Consider the following 18,718-nt stretch of genomic DNA (forward strand, 5'->3'; position numbering starts at 1 on the left):
GATTAGTATGATTATACCATTCTTATAAAAGATAGTGGTTAATTTCAGAAAATTTTTAACAAGCAATTTAAATTTGCAAGCTTTTAACTTAGTTATTTTAATGCATAATAAGAGAAATAATAAATAGGGCAAAAGACTTATTGATAAAAGGATTTTGAAAGACTTTATGACCAGAATAAGAATAAGTAGATTTAGCCTGCATTAATTAATTTATCCCGTGCTTAAAGTTACTATGCTCTTCTTACACACTAGCACTCATGTGTTTTTTAGTTTAAAATTTTTAGAAAATTAACTTGACAGTCAAATAAAGAATAATTAGAATAATGGTAAGATAAAGTGAAACTTGCCATGAGAAACTTATGGTTAGATAAACCAATCGGACATTTGACTTTCAGTTTCCTCCACCTAGACTTCTTAGATCCTCTTACTTCACTAGGTGGAGGATCTACTGCCAGTTAGATGTGGGATAAATACAAATGGGGAAGTGAATGCCTTGTCTTTACGTGCCCGGAAAATAGCAGAAAAGAAAGAGGAAATAATTCGAATGGCTATACGCGTATTATCAGAGAAAGGGTATTATGGCATTACGATGGAGGAAATTGCTTCAAAGCTATTAATGACAAAAGGTACCGTTTATTACTATTTTAAAGATAAGCAGGATCTATTATATCAAAGTCAGATGATGTTGTTAGAAAAAAGTTTGGACAATATGAACTCCATCCAACAACAGGACTTGCCAATAATGGATAAGCTAAAAAAAGCAATGACCACCCACATTGAATATCTCCTTACTGAAAAGTCAGGGTTTGAATTAATGTTAAAGCCGGAGCAGATTTTTTCTAAAGAACAGCTCGAAGTCATTTTAAAACTGAGAGATGATTATGGGAAATGTTTTGACCAGCTGATCGCAGAAGGAATAGAAGCGAATGCTTTTTACCCTGTTGACGTAAAAGTAGTCAGAAATATCATTTTGGGAGCGATGAATTGGGTAACACAATGGTATTCAGACAGTGGAAAAAAGAGTAAACCAGAAATTGCTGAGGATATTACAGTGTATTTACTTCGGATTTTAATAAAAGCGGGAGGCAATTAAATGAACATTACAAATTGTGTATCTGTAGTGACCGGGGGTGCATCAGGCCTAGGTGAAGCAACAGTGAGAAAGCTGGTTGCAGCTGGGGGAAAAGCGGTAATTTTAGATGTATCTAAAGAAAAAGCAGTCACTCTAACAGAAGAACTCGGTGATAAAGTAATATTTTTTCAAGCAGATGTTACAGATGAGTTAAGTGTGCAAACGGCATTGGATGAAGCGATAGAGAGTTTTGGCAGAGTGGATGTTCTTGTGAACTGTGCAGGAATAGGCATTGCAGAGAAAACGCTTGGAAAACGCGGCGTACATCATTTAGCTACGTTCTCTAACGTGATTGAAGTCAATTTAATCGGTACTTTTAATGTTTTACGTCTTACTGCTGCAAAAATGGCTGAAAATGATCCAAATGAACATGGTGAACGTGGATTAATTATTAATACGGCTTCTGTTGCTGCGTTTGATGGGCAGATTGGTCAGGCAGCGTATAGTGCATCAAAAGGGGGAATTACCGGTATGACATTGCCGGTGGCGAGAGATCTTGCTTCCTTAGGAATTCGCGTGATGACGATTGCACCGGGATTATTTGAAACACCGTTATTCGCATCCCTTCCAGAAAAAGCTAAACAAGCATTGGGAGAAATGACACCATTTCCATCAAGGCTTGGCAAACCAGAAGAGTACGCACTACTTGTTAAAAGTATTATTGAAAATCCAATGTTGAATGGGGAGACAATCCGTTTGGATGGTGCCATTCGTATGCAGCCAAAGTAATGAATAAGTCACCAGTAGCAACTATTTAATGGTAATTTTTTCAATCAGGTAGCAAACTGATAAGAATAATTGATGAAAAAACAATTCAAGTATTAACATGTAAGCTAAAACATTTTGCGAGATGCGTAATAGAGTTTTACTATATTCTAGGGGGATGTGTGTTGTGGAAAGAGACTTTTTACAGGAAGAGCATCTGATTTTCAGGAGCTCCTTACGAAAATTTTTAGCACAAGAAGCGGCTCCGTATTTTGCTGAATGGGAACAAAATCAGCAAATACCAAGATCATTTTGGCGGCAGGCGGGAGAGCGGGGATATCTTTGTCCGTGGGCTTTAGAGGATTACGGTGGATATGAAGCAGATTTTGGATATTCGGTGGTCCTTAACGAAGAATTAGAACGAATTGGCACTGCAATGGTTGGAATAGGATTACATAATGATATTGTAATGCCATATATTCATGCATATGGTACAGAAGATCAAAAGAAAAAATGGCTGCCTGGTGCGATAACGGGAGATATCATATCTGCAATAGCGATGACAGAACCGGCTGTTGGGTCAGATTTGGCTGCAATTCAAACAACAGCGATAAAAGATGAAGATACGTATATTTTAAATGGAGAAAAGACCTTTATTACGAATGGTTATACAGCTGATTTGATTGTAGTTGTATGCAAAACTGATCCGCATATAAAGCCAGCGCATAAAGGGATTAGTTTACTAGTTGTAGAAGCGGATACGCCAGGATTTCGGCGTGGAAAGAAATTGAGGAAGGTTGGTCAACATGCGAATGATACGTGTGAATTAATTTTTGAAGATGCACGGGTTCCCGCTGAAAATTTATTGGGGGAGGAAGGAAAAGGATTCTATTATTTAATGGAAAAATTGCAGCAGGAACGGTTAATCGTAAGTATTCAAAGTATTGCAGCTACTGAAATAATGATCGATTTGACAACTGATTATGTAAAGCAAAGAAAAGCATTTGGAAAAAGGATTAGCCAATTTCAAAATACACAATTTAAGTTGGCAGAGATGAACACTGCACTTCAAATGGGAAGGGTCTTTGTAGATCAATTAATTAAATCTCATATGACAGGAAAAAATCTGGTTACAGAAGTATCAATGGCAAAATGGTGGAGCACAGATCTTGTAAAAAAAGTTGCTGCTGAATGTATGCAACTCCATGGCGGTTATGGGTATATGGAAGAATACGAGATTGCCAGAAGATACCGGGATGCAGCTGTGTCATCCATTTATGCAGGCTCGAATGAAATTATGAAAGTGATTATTAGCAAAAATATGGGACTATAAAGATTATGAAAATGAGAAGTATAAATATGTTTATTCATTCATAGCTTCATGTTTAGTATATGTTTTGTGAACTCTCTCTATTAAGTCCTTGCAAAACAGCAAAGGTTGTAATTGTTGAAAGCGTTTACGACAGGGGTTGAAAATCAGAAAGGATGATAATTTTGCGAGAAGCAGTAATTGTAGAAGCAGTTAGAACACCAATTGGAAGACGTAAAGGCATGTTAAGTGAAATTCGCGCAGAAGATTTAGCAGCAAAACCATTAATGGAAGTAGTAAAACGAGCCGGTATATCACCAGAGTTCGTGGAAGATGTTATCTATGGTTGTGTGTCACAGGTAGGAGAGCAAGCTTTTGATATTGCCCGACAAGCTGCATTAATTGCTGATTATCCAGTTGAAGTACCGGGAACAACGATCGATAGACAATGTGGTTCCAGTCAACAGGCCGTACATTTTGCGGCACAGGCCATCATAAGTGGAGATATGGATGTAGTCGTAGCTGGAGGGGTTGAGCATATGACTCGAGTGCCAATGGGATCTAATATGCAAGGGGTTAAAATCAATGAGAATCTGTCTCTCAAATATGAAATTATTAATCAAGGTCTATCTGCTGAACGAATTGCCGATAAGTGGGGATTAAGCCGGCAACAGATGGATGAATTTTCATTAGAGAGTCATGAAAAGGCAGTTGCAGCTAGTAAACAAGGTTATTTTGATTATGAAATTATGCCATTGGAAGTGAAACTTGAAGACGGTTCAGAAACTGTTATGAATCAAGATGAGGGGCCGAGGGAGAGCACAAATTTGGAAAAGCTTGGACAGTTAACGCCAGCTTTTAAAGAAGATGGGGCAATTACGGCAGGAAACTCCAGTCAAATTAGTGATGGGGCTGCAGCACTGTTAATCATGTCTCAGGAAAAAGCAGTTGAATTAGGAGTAAAACCTAAATTCCGGATTATTGCCCGTACCGTTATTGGTTCTGATCCTACATTCATGTTAACCGGACCGATTCCAGCTACAGAAAAAGTACTGAAGAAAGCAGGGCTATCCCTTTCGGATATAGATGTTTTTGAAGTCAATGAGGCATTTGCTTCGGTTCCTTTAGCTTGGCTGAAAGAAACCGGAGCAGCCCCCCAAAAGCTCAATCCAAATGGAGGTGCAATTGCCTTAGGGCATCCACTTGGTGCAAGTGGAGCTCGACTCATGACGACCATGATGTATGAGTTGGAACGAACAGAAGGACGTTATGGATTGCAAACCATGTGTGAGGGGCATGGGATGGCCAATGCAACGATAATTGAACGATTAACTTAAATAAAGTGAAACTTCATTCAGTAGGAGTTTTCTTCATCTCCTACTGAATGTTAGTACCGCAAGGGTATGACCTAAAGGCCCTTGAACGAATCGGGCATTTAGGTGCCGTTTTCTCCCACTTAAACCCTTTTGTATCAACTCGAGGCTCTCAAAGTGGGAGTCTTACGGCACCTTACATGCGGGATAAAAATTGGCATCTGTTTTAATTAAAAGTTCGACTAGGTTGGGGCTTATACGCTAAAGGCTTGTTATCAGCCAAGTTAAAAAATAATATGGAGGTGGTGTTTTGCCGCTTACTTCGATTCGTGTACTCGATTTGACACGCTTATTGCCGGGGCCTTATTGTACCATGTTGCTTGCAGATTTTGGTGCTGAAGTCATTAAAATAGAAGATCCTAAAGTTGGTGATTATGCTAGGGACTATGAGCCGAAGTTGGATGAAAATAGTGCCATTTTCCATTCCCTGAATCGCAATAAGAAAAGCATTTGTTTAAATTTAAAATCAACTGAAGGAAAAGAATGTTTCTTTAGTATGGTAGAAGAAGCTGATGTTGTTATCGAATCATTTCGCCCAGGGGTAATGAAAAAACTTGGAATAGATTATGAGACATTGAAATCCATGAATCCAAGAATTATTTATTGTAGTATAACCGGTTTTGGGCAACATGGTCCATATGCTAAGAAAGCTGGTCATGATATTAATTATATCAGCTATGCCGGCTTACTTCATTTAATGGGAGAGCGTGGCGAAAAGCCAGTCATTCCTGCTGTACAAATTGCCGACATTGGGGGAGGTGCATATCCAGCTGCATTAGGTATTTTATTAGCTCTAATTGCGAGAGAAAAAGCGGGTAGCGGGCAATTTATCGATATTTCGATGATGGATGGGGTAATCGCTTGGATGCAAACCGTATTACCTAATTTCATGGCCACTAATCAGTTGCCAAAACGTGGTGAACAAATGTTAAGTGGCGGACTTGCTTGTTATGAGGTTTATGAAACGAAGGATTATCGCTGGATTGCCGTTGGTGCATTGGAGGCTAAATTTTGGAAGGTATTTTGTAATACTATTGGTAGAGATGACTTTATCCCGCTTCAACAAGCACCATTACGTGAGCAGCATCGTTTAAAATATGAAATTCAAGAAATTATCTCTCGAAAAACATTAGATGAATGGTTAGCAATTTTTCCAAAGGATGAGTCGTGTATATCCCCAGTACAAACTTTTGCAGAATTAATCGATGATCCGCAGGTGAAAGAACGCGGGATGATTAAAGAAAGCTATTACCCTTCTTTAGGAACGATAAAGCAAATAGGTATCCCAATTAAATTATCAAAAACTCCTGGTTCGTTTCGAAGCAAAGCTCCAAAACTTGGTGAGCATACAGAAGAAGTTTTAAAACGAAAGTCTTTTTAGCTGTGTGGCATCAGGTAAATCATTGGTGACTGTGAAGGGATTCAACTCGCCTCCTTCACCGTTTAAAAACAAACCTTGATATCAAAAAAAACTAACATCCAAATCAACAAATAATTTCATGGGGTTAAACACTCCTTTCATTTAGAATCATTGGAACCAAAACCTGGGACGCTCATGACGCCCTAGTGTGAACGCTGGCCAGCAACCTCGTGTATGAGTACTATCCTTGCATGGAAAGCCACCCTAAAGCTACTAACATCTAGGTTCGAACATCAAGTTGTACAGCCTGCGTGTATGAAGGTCGAAACGCACACTGGGGAACAGTCTTACAATGCGGTTATGACCCGCGGGAGTGAAAAGAATGGTCCCAAATGATCCTAAGACCTTTATCTAGGAACATCACGGATTGGACATATCCATTAATAGAATAAGCAGGAAACAAGTCGCTTGGAACGAAAGGCGGTAACTCCTGCGGGAAAAGCATGAGCCTTGAGACCCCGTAACGAGCGTTTTTTGCGAGTGAGGAGGCTCGAGCAGACCTTAGGAAGCGTCCGCCTGTAGTGTAAAACGACGGGTTTAACGCACGTATAAATTCTCAAGAAATAAAACAGATAAACTAATAAGAAACAATGGGCGAAAAAATAACGCCTAAATATAATATACGAGGGAGTGATGAAGATAGATCTTGGACTACTTTAGCTAGAAACGCAAATCGACATCCGGATAAACAGGCAATTTACTATGGCGAAAAAGTGTACACATATAGGCAATTAAAATGAAGAAGTAAATCGGCTCGCTCATGGTTTACTTACACATGGTATAAGTAAAGGTGACAAACTAGCTGTGTTAATATGCAAATGTAGCCGAGATAGGAAAAGAGAATCAGCAATTATTACTGCAAGTATCCGCAAATGAAAATATAGTAGATGGATAGTACCAACTTAGAGAAATAATGAGCAGCAATCAATCGGAGCCGCCTGTTGAAGTAAACGAAACAGATGATGCAGAAATACTTTATACGTGAGGAACAACAGGAACACCTAAAGGAGCATTATTTGATCATCATCGTATTCTTTTCGTAGCATTTACCTCCTCCATTATGATGAAGATCGGACCAGAAGATAATTTACTTCATGTAGCACCTCTATTTCATTCAGCTCAATTAAATCTATTCATGATAACTGGAACACTTTTAGGAGGCTTACATGTTATTCATAAGGATTTTAACCCCGTACAAGTATTGAATGATATTGAAAAATATAAGATAAGTCTTTTCTTCGCAGTTCCAACGATGTATAATTTTTTACTTCAAGTACCAAACAGTGACAACTTTGATTTATCCTCTGTTAAGCGTTGTGGATATGGAGCAGCACCAATGCCAGTAGCATTATTAGACAAAGTTGTTTCAAAATGATCAATTTTACAATATGTACGGTCTAACAGAAGGCGGTCCTGGTGGTGTTTTACTATTGCCTGAGGATCATAAAACGAACATGGGTGCCTGTGGAAAACCGATGTTATTAACAGAGGCCAGAGTTGTTAATGAGGCTGGTGAAGATGTATATGCTAACCAAGTTGGAGAGTTTATTATTCGAAGTGAAATGATGATAAGGATTATTATAAAAAACCCCATGAAACAAAAGAGATACTCCGGGACGGCTGGCTGTATACCGGAGATCTGGCTATTATCGATGGAGATGGTTTTATAACACTTGTTGATCGAAAAAAAGATATGATTATTTCCGGTGGAGAAAATATTTATCCCGCATGTAAGGTGCCGTAAGACTCCCACTTCAAGAGCCTGAGGTGGTACAAAAGGGTTTAAGTGGGAGAAAACGGCACCTAAATGCCCGATTCGTTCAAGGGCCTTTAGGTCATACCCTTCTAGGTACTAACATTCAGTAGGAGATGGAAGAAAACTCCTACTGAATGAAGTTTCACTTTATTCTACGGAGGTGGAGCAAGTACTGTATGAACATTCAAACATATTGGGGGGAGCTGTTGTTGGTTTGCCAGACGAGTTATGGGGCGAAAAAGTCGTCGCTATTGTTAATTCCAAAGATGGGGGAGCATTAGATGCTGAGGAAATAAAAGCTTTCTGTCGTAATCATCTGGCCAAGTACAAAGTGCCAAAAGAAATCATTCAAGGAAAAAAAATCCCTCGTAATGCTTCGGGAAAAATTTTAAAGTATCAAATTCGTGAAGCACTACAAATGGAAAAATCATTATCTGATTAAATGTATAGGGGGCAAATTATGATGATGAACACGCCTTTATCTCTCGTATCTTTAATAGAACGTGCAGAGACGTATTTTCCTACAAAAGAGATTGTTTCTCGTACACAAAAAAAGATTCATCGTTTAACATATCGCGAACTCGGTGAGCGAACAAGAACATTGGCGAATGTGTTAAAAAACTTTGGTATTAAAAAGGGGGATAGAGTTGGAACGTTTGCTTGGAATCATCATCGGCATTTAGAAGCATATTTTGCTGTACCGGCCATCGGTGCTGTACTGCATACGATTAATATTCGTTTATCGACCGAGCATCTTGTGCATATTATAAATCATGCAGAAGATAAAGTAATATTTGTGGACGAAGAACTGTTGCCAATGTTAGAAAAATTACAGGATCAATTAACTTCGGTTAAAGCATTTATTGTGATGATGGATGAAAATATATTACCAGAATCATCGATAAAATCACTATACGCTTATGAACAACTATTGGAAAATGCTGATCGAAAATTTACTTTTTCTAAGAATATTGAAGAACAAGATCCAGCCGTCTTATGCTATACATCGGGAACTACAGGCAAACCAAAAGGTGTCGTTTATTCTCATCGCGGACTTGTGTTACATTCAATGGCCTTAGGTTTAGCCGATACAGCTGCAATCTCAGAATCAGATGTTGCTATGCCGGTTGTCCCAATGTTTCACGTTAATGCATGGGGAATGCCATTTGCTGCAACTTGGTTCGGAACCAAACAAGTATTACCGGGGTCGTTTCCAACTCCGAAAGTTTTAGCAGAGCTGATTGAGACGGAGGCAGTTACGATTACTGCTGGTGTGCCAACTATTTGGCTTGGATTACTTCAAGAACTAGAGGAAAATCATTATAATACGGATAGTTTGCGCGGGGTGTTGTGTGGAGGGGCTGCTGCACCAAAGGGAATGATCCACGCCTTCGAATCGAAATACGGAATTCCATTTTATCATGCTTATGGAATGACAGAAACAGCACCACTTGCTCTATTTTCCAGACTAAAAAGCTATCAAGAACAGCTTCCAGAAGTAGAAAGATTGGAGTTGCGTGCGAAGCAAGGGATAGTTGTTCCATGCATTGATATTAGAGCAGTTAATGAGCATGGAGAGATAAAGAAAGATGGTGTTGACATGGGTGAACTTTTAATTCGTGGACCTTGGATTGCCGATTCCTATTATAAAGATGAGCGAAGTACAGAAGCCTTTCGTAATGGTTGGCTCTATACAGGAGACGTCGTTACCATTGATGCGGAAGGTTTTGTTAAAATTGTGGATCGAACAAAAGACTTAATTAAAAGTGGGGGTGAGTGGATATCCTCGGTTGATTTAGAAAATACATTAATGGCACATGAAGCTATCTACGAGGCGGCGGTTGTTTCTGTTCCACATCCGAAGTGGCAAGAACGTCCAGTTGCTTGTGTTGTATTAAAGGATAAGTATAAGAAAACAGTTTCTAAGGAGGATATTCTTTCATTTTTGCAACCACAGTTTGCAAAATGGTGGCTACCAGACGAAATATTATTTATGGATGAACTTCCTAAAACATCTGTAGGAAAGTTTTTAAAAGTAGCATTAAGAGAAAAGGTAAAGGACTACATGGCTAATCAAAATTAAATATCTACACGTTAACGTGTACGAATAAGATGAAAGATATAAGCAAAAATTTAATGCGGAATTTGTTTTTCGCCAAATAGATTAGCAGAAAGTAAGTGCAAGTAGATATAAAAAACTTGTTATAGCTTAATATATATAAAGAAAAATGTTCTCATACGCAGAGGTTTATTTTCTACCTAAAAAAATTTTAGCGCAGAAAGTAGATTCAATGTAGTAAAAATTTGATATAAGTATTCGTGCAACTAGTTGTCGGCTGTGTCAGAAGCTTACCGTCATCCAAGCTTTCTTTATCCTTAATGTAAGGAGCCATATTTCTCTCATTTCCAAAAAATCTACTTATTATTTCATGAACTTTGTGAGGGAAGTGGCTCCTTGAATGAAGTTTAACTTTATTTCTTCAAAAGTTCTCCAGTTTGTACATCGCTATCCGAGCGCTTGTGCATTCATTTTTCTAATGTTCTCTAGCCTATATTCGAAGTATATATTCCAAAGAATTTGTAAAACGGAATCCGTTTTAATAGTAAGCGCTTCCTAAATGAGTTACAATAAAAATGAGCATATAGAACTAGCTTAAAAAGTATGTAAACATGCTTTACTAGAAGTCTGTAAACTGCTTTTTTACTTGAACTGACTAGTTTATATATGCTCATGAATGAACAATTATGTGAAAAACAGGGAATAAACTATTAATAGTGGAGAGTGATTGATGATGAAGGCGAAGCAAACCGTTTATGTTAATGAGTTTACAGATGGAATTCTTGATCCCGCTCGAAAAATGGAATACGCGGTAAAAGATGGGGGATATATTGTTGCTAATACAACTCCGGGATGCTGGGGGCCTATGATTACTCCAGCTTTGAAAGGTGGTCATGAAGTAACGAAGCCTGTCTATGTTGAGGGGGCGGAGATAGGTGATGCAATTGCTATTCATCTTAAATCAATCGAGGTTACATCAATTGCTACTGCTTCTGGTAATGATAAGCCTGTAGATGGTCGCTTTAACGGTGATCCATTTGTTGCTGCTAAATGTCCAGGGTGTGGTACAGTTAACCCTGAAACCATCATTAAAGGAATTGGTGAGAAAGCAGTCCATTGTAAAAACTGTGATAAAGACATTACGCCATTTACATTTACACATGCTTATACAATGGCATTTAATGATAAAAAAACGGTTGGGATTACTTTGAATAAAGCGGCTGCTGAACAGGTTGCAAAAGATGGAAAAAGCTACATGTCAATACCAGAAAATTCCATTCAAAATCCAGTTGTAACTTTCGCTCCTTATCAGATGCCTGGTACGATAGCAAGGTTACGACCATTTTTAGGACAATTAGGTACTACACCATCACGACCATTTCCTGATTCTCATAATGCGGGGGATTTTGGCCAATTTCTAATCGACGCTCCGCATGATTATGCCATTACGAAAGAAGAGCTGGAGGAACGAACAGATGGTCATATGGATATTAATCGTGTCCGTGCAGGTGCCATTGTAATATGTCCTGTAAAAGTAACAGGGGGAGGAGTTTATCTCGGTGATATGCATGCCATGCAAGGAGATGGTGAAATTGCCGGCCATACTACCGATGTAGCAGGGATTGTTAGTTTACAAGTAAATGTATTAAAAGGAGTAAAAGTAGACGGACCGATTATCCTGCCTGTTTACGATGATCTTCCATATTTGGCTAAACCGTTTACTAAAGAGGAAAAGCAGGGAGCACAGGTATTAGCTGAACACTGGCAAGTTGCTGAAATAGAAGAAATGTTACCAGTTTCCTTTGTAGGTTCAGGTGCAGATTTAAATGAAGCAACAACAAATGGTATGGAACGAGCAGCTGCGTTTTTTAATATAACTGTTCCGGAAGTAATGAATCGTGCTACGATTAATGGCTCGATTGAAATCGGACGTCATCCAGGTGTGGTTACAGTTACATTCCTTGTTCCTGAAAGCTATTTAAATCATAAACACATATTTAATTTAGTAAAACACCAATATATGGATGTGCTTTAGTCAATAGATAGGATATAGCAGAAGATATTTAAGAAACTGAAATTTAGTAGCATAATAGACTGGTAGGTCAAGCTGGATTAGAAGGATAAAACAGCACAAAAGGCTGCACAAAAAGTCACCTTATATGACACATTGGCAGCCCCTTTCAAATATTTCCTTGACAATACTAGCGATGAACCTTACGTCAGTTGAATGTTCTACTACCAATAAAAAGTTTTCATTTCTATATCTAGCGATTTCTCTACGCATTCATAGTCAAGAAGGTCATGGCAACACTTTTAATTATCAACCAAAAATAGACCAAGTTGTGCAAGAATCGCGCTTCCTGCATATGTTCCTGTAAAAAAAAGAGGGCAACGATAGCAATTTTCCAAGAGGTATTTCGCAAATCAACTTTTCGATTGGCAACTGAAATACCGGCAAATGTAAGAATTGGTGTTGTAATGGATAAGAAATAGTGAATAGTTGGGAGCGTCCGTTTTAAATATGTAAAAAAAGAGTTGTTTTATTTCGAATATGGAAGTTCATGTATTTTAAGACCTATGCATTCAACGAGGTGCAGTATTGCGCATAGAAAAGTAAAACATGGAAATAAATATAAGAGCTTGCAAGTAAATCTTTTCATCGATTTATTTGCAAAGCTCCAATTTAATTAGTATTCTACCATATTAAAAGATTGCTTATTTTTCCCCACTTAATTCGACGAGGATTTTTGCTTGTGACTTATCGTTAGTTAGTGCTTCAAAGCCTTTATCAACAATATCATCTAATTGAATTTGATCTGTAATAACTGATTGCGGCTTTAATTGTCCAGTTGCCATTAAATCAATGGTTTGTTGGAACGACGTAGGTGTATAGGCAATAGTTGATGTTACTTTTACACCTTTATTCGTTAATTGCATTGGATTCCACTCAATAGGTCTAGCGAAAATAGAAACAATTACCATTGTCCCACGTGGCTTCGTTGCTTCTATTGCTTGTTTGAAAGTAGGAGCTACTCCAGCAACTTCAAAAGAAACGTTGACACCCTCAGGAACAATCTCATAAATAGCTTTTACGGGGTCCGTATTTCCCGAATTAATAATATGAGTTGCCCCAACTTCTTTTGCCTTTTTTAATCGTGTTTCGGAAAGATCGAGTGCGATTACTTTACTTGCCCCAGCTGCTCTAGCTGCAATAATGGTTAATAATCCAATTGGACCAACACCAAACACAGCAACCGTATCGCCAAATTTTAAGTCGCCCTCTTTAACTGCTTGGACAGCCACAGCTGTAGGTTCTACCAATGCACCATCTTGTAAGGTTAATGGCTCCGGTAATCGATATACGTTATTTTCCGGAACATTGGCAAATGATGTAAAACCTCCATCTGCATGTAGCCCGATAAAAGAGAAACCGTCATACGGATCGAGATCTTCTGACTTTTCACCATGAGTTATCGTCGGGTTTATTGCAACACGATCACCTGGCTTGAACTTGGTTACCTTAGCCCCAACTTCTTCTACTACTCCTGCGAACTCATGTCCCATTGTAAGTGGAGCTTTTCCTCCAGCTAAAGCGTCTGGCTGCTCTGTTGGAATAAATACTGGACCTTCTACGTATTCGTGTAAGTCACTGCCACATATTCCCGCCCAGGCAACCCTTACTTTCACTTCTGTCTCTTTTAAAGGTTTTAAATTTACTTCCTCAATTCGAATATCTTTTTCTCCATGCCATACTGCAGCTTTCATAAAATTTTCTTCCTCCCAAAAGTGTTTTTATATTATTCTCTCAGTCCTATCTTAGCGCAAAATGATAAAACATGACATTTTTTTGCATAAATCGACAATTTAATTAAAATTTCGGAACAATTTATATATAGAAAAGAGAGCGACTTATATATAGATATTTATTTGCTTCCTAATAAAACTGGCAGGAAAATGTCAGCATAATTATTGATTTATGGATAGATGATAGTAATTTCTGCATGATTAGAAAATGAAAGAGGCAATTATATCAATAACCTAAATTGGCTGTTAGGATCCGCAGCAACATTTTAAAGACAAATATAAAGAATAAGAGCTTGCTATTAGCCACCTGAATGACTTCTAGAAAGCTCTTATCATCTGGTTAGATCGTTATTTTAAAGTGTATTTATTTTTCGCCGCTTAATTTAATTAAAATTTTTGCTTGGGACTTATCGTTGGATAACACTTCAAAACCTTTATCAACGATATCCTCAAGTTGAATTTGCCCAGTAATGATAGATTGCGGTTTTAATTGCCCGGATGCCATTAAATCAATGGTTTGTTGGAAAGATGTAGGCGAATAGGCGATGGATGAAGTAATTTTGGCACCTTTTAAAATTAACTGGATTGGATTCCATTCAATAGGTCTAGCGAAAATAGAAACAATTACCATTGATCCGCGTGCTTTTGTCACTTCAATAGATTGTTCGAATGTTGCTTTTACTCCAGCAACTTCAAAGGAGACATCAACTCCATCAGGGACAATATCGAGAATAGCTTTTACAGGATCTGTATTCCCTGAATTAATAACATGTGTTGCCCCAACTTCTTTTGCTTTTTCTAAGCGAGCTTCTGAAAGATCCAGTGCAATTATTTTACTTGCTCCAGCTGCTTTTGCCGCAATTACAGTTAACAATCCAATTGGACCAGCACCAAATACGGCAACCGTGTCACCAAATTGTAAATTTCCTTCCTTTACAGCCTGAACAGCAACAGCTGTAGGCTCAACTAACGCACCGTCTTGCAAGGTTAATGGTTCTGGCAAAAGATACACATTTTTTTCTGGAACATTAGTAAAAGACGTAAACCCGCCATCCGTATGCAATCCTATGAAGGCAGTGCCATCGTAAATATCAACATCTTCTGATTTATTTCCGTAAGTAATGGTCGGGTTTACTGCTACGCGATCACCTGGCTTAAATTTGGTTACCTTTGCGCCAACTTCTTCAACAATCCCTGCAAACTCATGCCCCATAGTCAATGGAGCTTTATCTCCGGTTAATGGAGAGGGTTCGTCGACTGGAACAAACACAGGTCCATCTTCATATTCGTGCAAGTCACTTCCACATAAACCTGCCCAGGCAACTTTTACTTTTACTTCTGTTTCTTTTAATGGTCTTAGTTCTCGTTCTTCAACTCGAATGTCTTTTTTTCCATACCAAACAGCTGCTTTCATTGAGTGACCCCCTAATAATATCACAAATATTTTTATTTTAACTACAACTAAATAGTAGCCGATATAATTGTGTAGCGCTTACCTTTTCTTGAAAGTACGAATTTTGTCGAATTTTTTTAACTGTTTGTTCACAGAAAAGAAATTAAATGTTCAATATTTCACATTGCTTTTGAATAAAGTGTTAATTGAGGAAAAAATTTCATTTATTCCGAAGTTGGGAGAGACCGCCCCGAAGTTGGGAGAGACCGCCCCGAAGTTGGGAGAGACCACCCTGAAGTCGAGAGAGACCGCCCCGAAGTTGGGAGAGACCGCCCCGAAGTTGGGAGAGACCACCCTGAAGTCGAGAGAGATCGCCCCGAAGTCGGGAGAGACCGCCCCGAAGTTGGGAGAGACCGCTCCGAAGTAGAGAGAGACCGCTCCGAAGTCGGTAGAGATCGCCCCGAAGTCGGGAGAGACCACCCCGAAGTAGAGAGAGACCGCCCCGAAGTCGGTAGAGATGGCCCTGAAGTCGGAAGAGATCGCCCCGAAGTCGGAAGAAAAAATCCCGCAGTCGGGAGAACGTAACTAATTATAAAAAAACAAGGAAATCTCTATTTCAAATAGAGATTTCCCGTTGATCATTTTTTACTATTAACATGATATAGCATCAAGCTTCAGAATTTGTTTTAAGCTGGTGATTTCTTCATTCGATAACGGAACCATAGGAAGTCGGACATTTCCGACAGCGATCCCTTTTAAATTTAGAGCAGTTTTAACTGGAGCAGGACTTGGTTGAGCAAATAATGCCTTCATTATCGGCAGCGAGTTTTGATGGATGGCAGCACTTTTCGTAATATTTCCTTGAAGAAATTGATCCATCATTGTTTGCATTTGCTTACCGATAATATGCGATGCTACAGAGACAACACCTGCTGCGCCAATCGCTAGAGCTGGTAATGTCAGACTATCATCTCCACTATATAAGGAGAAATCATTCGTCGTTCGTCGGATAATTTCTGCCATCTGATCCAAATCACCGCTAGCTTCTTTTACCGATACGATATTATCTATTTGTGAAAGGCGAACTGTCGTATCAGCACTTATATTAACACCAGTTCTTCCGGGAACATTATACAATATGACTGGTAAACGTGTTTGTTCAGCAATTGCTTGAAAATGTAAAAAGATACCTTCCTGAGAGGGTTTGTTGTAATATGGTGTAACAAGCATAACGGCATTGACACCAATTTGTTCCGCTTGTTTGGTTAGTTCTATTGATGATTTTGTATTATTGGAACCAGTTCCAGCAATAACCTGAATTCTTCCAGCTGCAGTTTTAACAACATGTTTAAATAAAGCCAATTTTTCTTCGTTGGAAAGTGTTGGAGATTCTCCGGTTGTACCTGCAACCACTATGCTATCCGAACCGTTTTCAATTAAATAATTTACTAGTCTTTCTACAGCCTGAAAATCAATATTTTTCTCATTGTCAAATGGGGTCACCATAGCAGTAACCACTTGGCCAAACTTCATTACTTCACACCCTTTTTTAAATAATGTTTAGGTGAGAAGGCCATAAGATTTTACGCAAAAAAGCAGCAACGACGACATATCGCTACTGCTTGAAACAATTTAAAAGTTTCAGCGTCAGATAGCCCTCCATATAGTCACCTATATGACAGTTCTGTACTTATTCAATAGCAGAACCAGCTATAGAAACAATGGGTTTTCCATAGCTTCGGCGAAATCCCCTTTTCACTATTTTCAAAGGATCTCATTATCCTCCAATAGTGTACTCTTGAATGCCGCACCTCTATCCACATTTCAACATAATATTGAAACAGGAAGTAATTCAATTGCCTGTACTATAGCAGATTTTCGGTCATTATGCAAGGAGATTCCTGCTTTATTATTATTTTTTTGTCAATAAAAAAGGATACTTTCTTAGCTTAGAAATTAATTCAATATCGTTAAGAAATAAGTATAAGTACAACTCGAGCGGGTCTTTCTGGAGCCAAGCTTGTCGTACAGGCATTTAAATGATCAAGCTCGATATGTACAAAAGTGCGCGGCGATTTAGGTCTACAAACACATCATGAATGATTGTCAATAATGTGATGAAACACAATTATTATGTTTTTGTTTGTCGGAAATATTTGGGAGAGGTATTTGTTAATCGTTTAAAAACACGAGAAAAATAATTGGGATCTTTGAAACCTACTAAATCGCTAATATTTTGAATGGATTCATTTGTGTTACGTAATAATTTTTTTGCTTCGTTTATTCTATATTCATTAACTAACCTTTTAAAAGGCTTTTCTTTAGATGATAATAAGTGACTTAAATAGTTTGAGCTTATTTCCAATTGATTGGCTACATCTTCTAAACGAAGATACTTATTTCTAAAATGATGTTCAATATAGCGAATCGATCGTTCTACATAATTAAAATCTCTCTTTTCTTTTTGAATTTGGGAATAATTAATAACGTTGATACAAAACAAGATAAATTCCTGAACAATTGTATAGAGGATTGGACTGTTTAAAATAATTTGAAACATTCGGTGATATTTATTTTCAATGTCTTCTATTTTTGCTAGTTTGTAATTATTTATAAAACGTCTGATTTGCGCAAGAATACTAGTAAGCTGGATTCTAACAATTTCCGGCTCAAGGTATTCGTGAAACGGGTTTGTAAATTGCTTGTACAAATAATCTTTAATCCCTTCAATATCCCCTTTTTCCAGACTCTCCATCCAGAAGCGTTGTTCCGTTGAAGTTAAAAATGGATCAAACGATATAAATTTATTAAGTTCGTCAGATAAAAAAACCTGGTTAAATCCTTTATAAAAACGCATATGAAGTATATTTTTTGTTGCTACATATGCTTGCTGCAAATTATCGCTCTTGATGTAGCTATTATGAATAGCGATATTAATATTGGAGTCAAATTCTTCTTTCCATAATTGAATCATTTTATAGGCCTCTGTTTTTAGCGAATTGATTGTAAACGAATAATTCGTGTAAGCTAAACAGACTACTTTATTCCGAAGCGGAAAAAACTCTGCAGCAAAAGGAAGATTAATTTTATGTAACCAATGGAATAAATCGATCGTGTACTTTGAGCATTCTGCCTCGATTAGTAAAAAATAAGGTTGAATAGAATCTGTTAATGGCGATTTGATAAATAAGGAATGGTATATTTCTTGATTTCTTGAAAAATAGGTATCAGAATGATGAACTTCAGTTTGTGATGCATTTGTTAGGGCCTTCATTAATTGATTTAGATTTAATGGCTTAACTAGTAAAGATTTGCTTTCTAGCTCAATTGCTTGGTAAGCCCGCTCAAATACAGGCTCTGCTGTTATCGTGATTAGTCTTTCTGAAAAACGAAATACATTAATAGAAAAGGATTCAAAATTTGTATTGGATAGAATTTCTAGTTCTAAAATAACCACATGAGGTTTAACTTTACTTAATAACATATTTGCCTGTTTGATGTTTTCAGCATGATAAATATGTTGAAAAGGTAATTGATTGGAGCGGACAAACCACTCTATTCCTGTTCTTTCCGTAGTATCTCTATCGATGATTAGTATATCCAAAGTATTAACCTCCTTTAGGGATGTTTAAAAATCAACTATAAAATTCCACAGCGAATGTATTCATTATTTTGTCTCGGGAAGATTCTGGCATGTGTAGTAATAAACAATTATCTTGCAAAACGGCAGCATGCTTATTCACCCATGTTTTGAATAAGTACTTTAA

General features: G+C 37.9%; 13 protein-coding genes, 1 pseudogene and 1 riboswitch. Of the genes and pseudogenes, 9 read left to right on the forward strand and 5 right to left on the reverse strand.

Annotated features, from left to right (window positions below):
• The first annotated feature begins 493 nt into the window (after positions 1-493).
• The 9 genes and pseudogenes from KQI21_RS08715 to KQI21_RS08755 all read left to right on the forward strand — a co-directional run bounded on the left by KQI21_RS08715 (position 494) and on the right by KQI21_RS08755 (position 11,789).
• Positions 494-1,093 carry a TetR/AcrR family transcriptional regulator gene (locus KQI21_RS08715; RefSeq protein ID WP_216483811.1) on the forward strand — a complete coding sequence of 200 codons (600 nt, stop codon included), beginning with the start codon at positions 494-496 and terminating at the stop codon, positions 1,091-1,093.
• A complete protein-coding gene (locus KQI21_RS08720; RefSeq protein ID WP_216483812.1) occupies positions 1,094-1,861 on the forward strand; it encodes a 3-hydroxyacyl-CoA dehydrogenase in 768 nt (255 codons plus the stop codon). It begins immediately after the preceding gene.
• Between the two features lie 154 nt (positions 1,862-2,015).
• Entirely contained in the window at positions 2,016-3,170 is a 1,155-nt protein-coding gene (locus tag KQI21_RS08725; RefSeq protein ID WP_253291369.1) for an acyl-CoA dehydrogenase family protein, read from the forward strand.
• 161 nt (positions 3,171-3,331) lie between these two features.
• Positions 3,332-4,483, forward strand: a complete 1,152-nt coding sequence (locus KQI21_RS08730) for a thiolase family protein (RefSeq protein WP_216483814.1) — start codon at positions 3,332-3,334, stop codon at positions 4,481-4,483.
• A 286-nt stretch (positions 4,484-4,769) separates the two neighbouring features.
• Entirely contained in the window at positions 4,770-5,900 is a 1,131-nt protein-coding gene (locus KQI21_RS08735; protein WP_216483815.1) for a CaiB/BaiF CoA transferase family protein, read from the forward strand.
• Positions 5,901-6,969: 1,069 nt separating this feature from the next.
• Positions 6,970-7,609 (forward strand): annotated as a pseudogene (locus KQI21_RS08740) (AMP-binding protein).
• Positions 7,610-7,855: 246 nt separating this feature from the next.
• Positions 7,856-8,137, forward strand: coding sequence for an AMP-binding enzyme (locus KQI21_RS08745; RefSeq protein WP_309245529.1), 282 nt, complete (start codon positions 7,856-7,858; stop codon positions 8,135-8,137).
• 21 nt (positions 8,138-8,158) lie between these two features.
• A complete protein-coding gene (locus KQI21_RS08750; RefSeq protein WP_216484286.1) occupies positions 8,159-9,778 on the forward strand; it encodes a long-chain fatty acid--CoA ligase in 1,620 nt (539 codons plus the stop codon).
• A 709-nt stretch (positions 9,779-10,487) separates the two neighbouring features.
• Positions 10,488-11,789, forward strand: coding sequence for an acetamidase/formamidase family protein (locus KQI21_RS08755; RefSeq protein WP_216484287.1), 1,302 nt, complete (start codon positions 10,488-10,490; stop codon positions 11,787-11,789).
• Between the two features lie 680 nt (positions 11,790-12,469).
• Here the strand turns inward: KQI21_RS08755 and KQI21_RS08760 are convergent.
• The 5 genes from KQI21_RS08760 to KQI21_RS08780 all read right to left on the reverse strand — a co-directional run bounded on the left by KQI21_RS08760 (position 12,470) and on the right by KQI21_RS08780 (position 18,555).
• The gene (locus KQI21_RS08760) at positions 12,470-13,519 is read right to left on the reverse strand and encodes a 2,3-butanediol dehydrogenase (RefSeq protein ID WP_216483816.1); all 1,050 of its coding nucleotides are present in this window, start codon (positions 13,517-13,519) and stop codon (positions 12,470-12,472) included.
• Between the two features lie 403 nt (positions 13,520-13,922).
• Positions 13,923-14,972: a 2,3-butanediol dehydrogenase gene (locus KQI21_RS08765; protein WP_216483817.1), complete on the reverse strand. Its 1,050-nt coding sequence runs from the start codon at positions 14,970-14,972 to the stop codon at positions 13,923-13,925.
• Positions 14,973-15,171: 199 nt separating this feature from the next.
• Positions 15,172-15,522, reverse strand: coding sequence for a hypothetical protein (locus KQI21_RS16770; protein ID WP_216484288.1), 351 nt, complete (start codon positions 15,520-15,522; stop codon positions 15,172-15,174).
• 80 nt (positions 15,523-15,602) lie between these two features.
• Positions 15,603-16,484, reverse strand: coding sequence for a 4-hydroxy-tetrahydrodipicolinate synthase (gene dapA / locus KQI21_RS08775; RefSeq protein WP_216483818.1), 882 nt, complete (start codon positions 16,482-16,484; stop codon positions 15,603-15,605).
• A 111-nt stretch (positions 16,485-16,595) separates the two neighbouring features.
• A riboswitch (Lysine riboswitch) is annotated at positions 16,596-16,775 on the reverse strand.
• A gap of 307 nt (positions 16,776-17,082) precedes the next feature.
• The gene (locus tag KQI21_RS08780; RefSeq protein ID WP_216483819.1) at positions 17,083-18,555 is read right to left on the reverse strand and encodes a helix-turn-helix domain-containing protein; all 1,473 of its coding nucleotides are present in this window, start codon (positions 18,553-18,555) and stop codon (positions 17,083-17,085) included.
• Between the last annotated feature and the right edge of the window lie 163 nt (positions 18,556-18,718).

It is taken from the genome of Virgibacillus proomii (assembly GCF_018916875.1).
GTDB classification, from domain to species: domain Bacteria; phylum Bacillota; class Bacilli; order Bacillales; family Amphibacillaceae; genus Virgibacillus; species Virgibacillus proomii_B.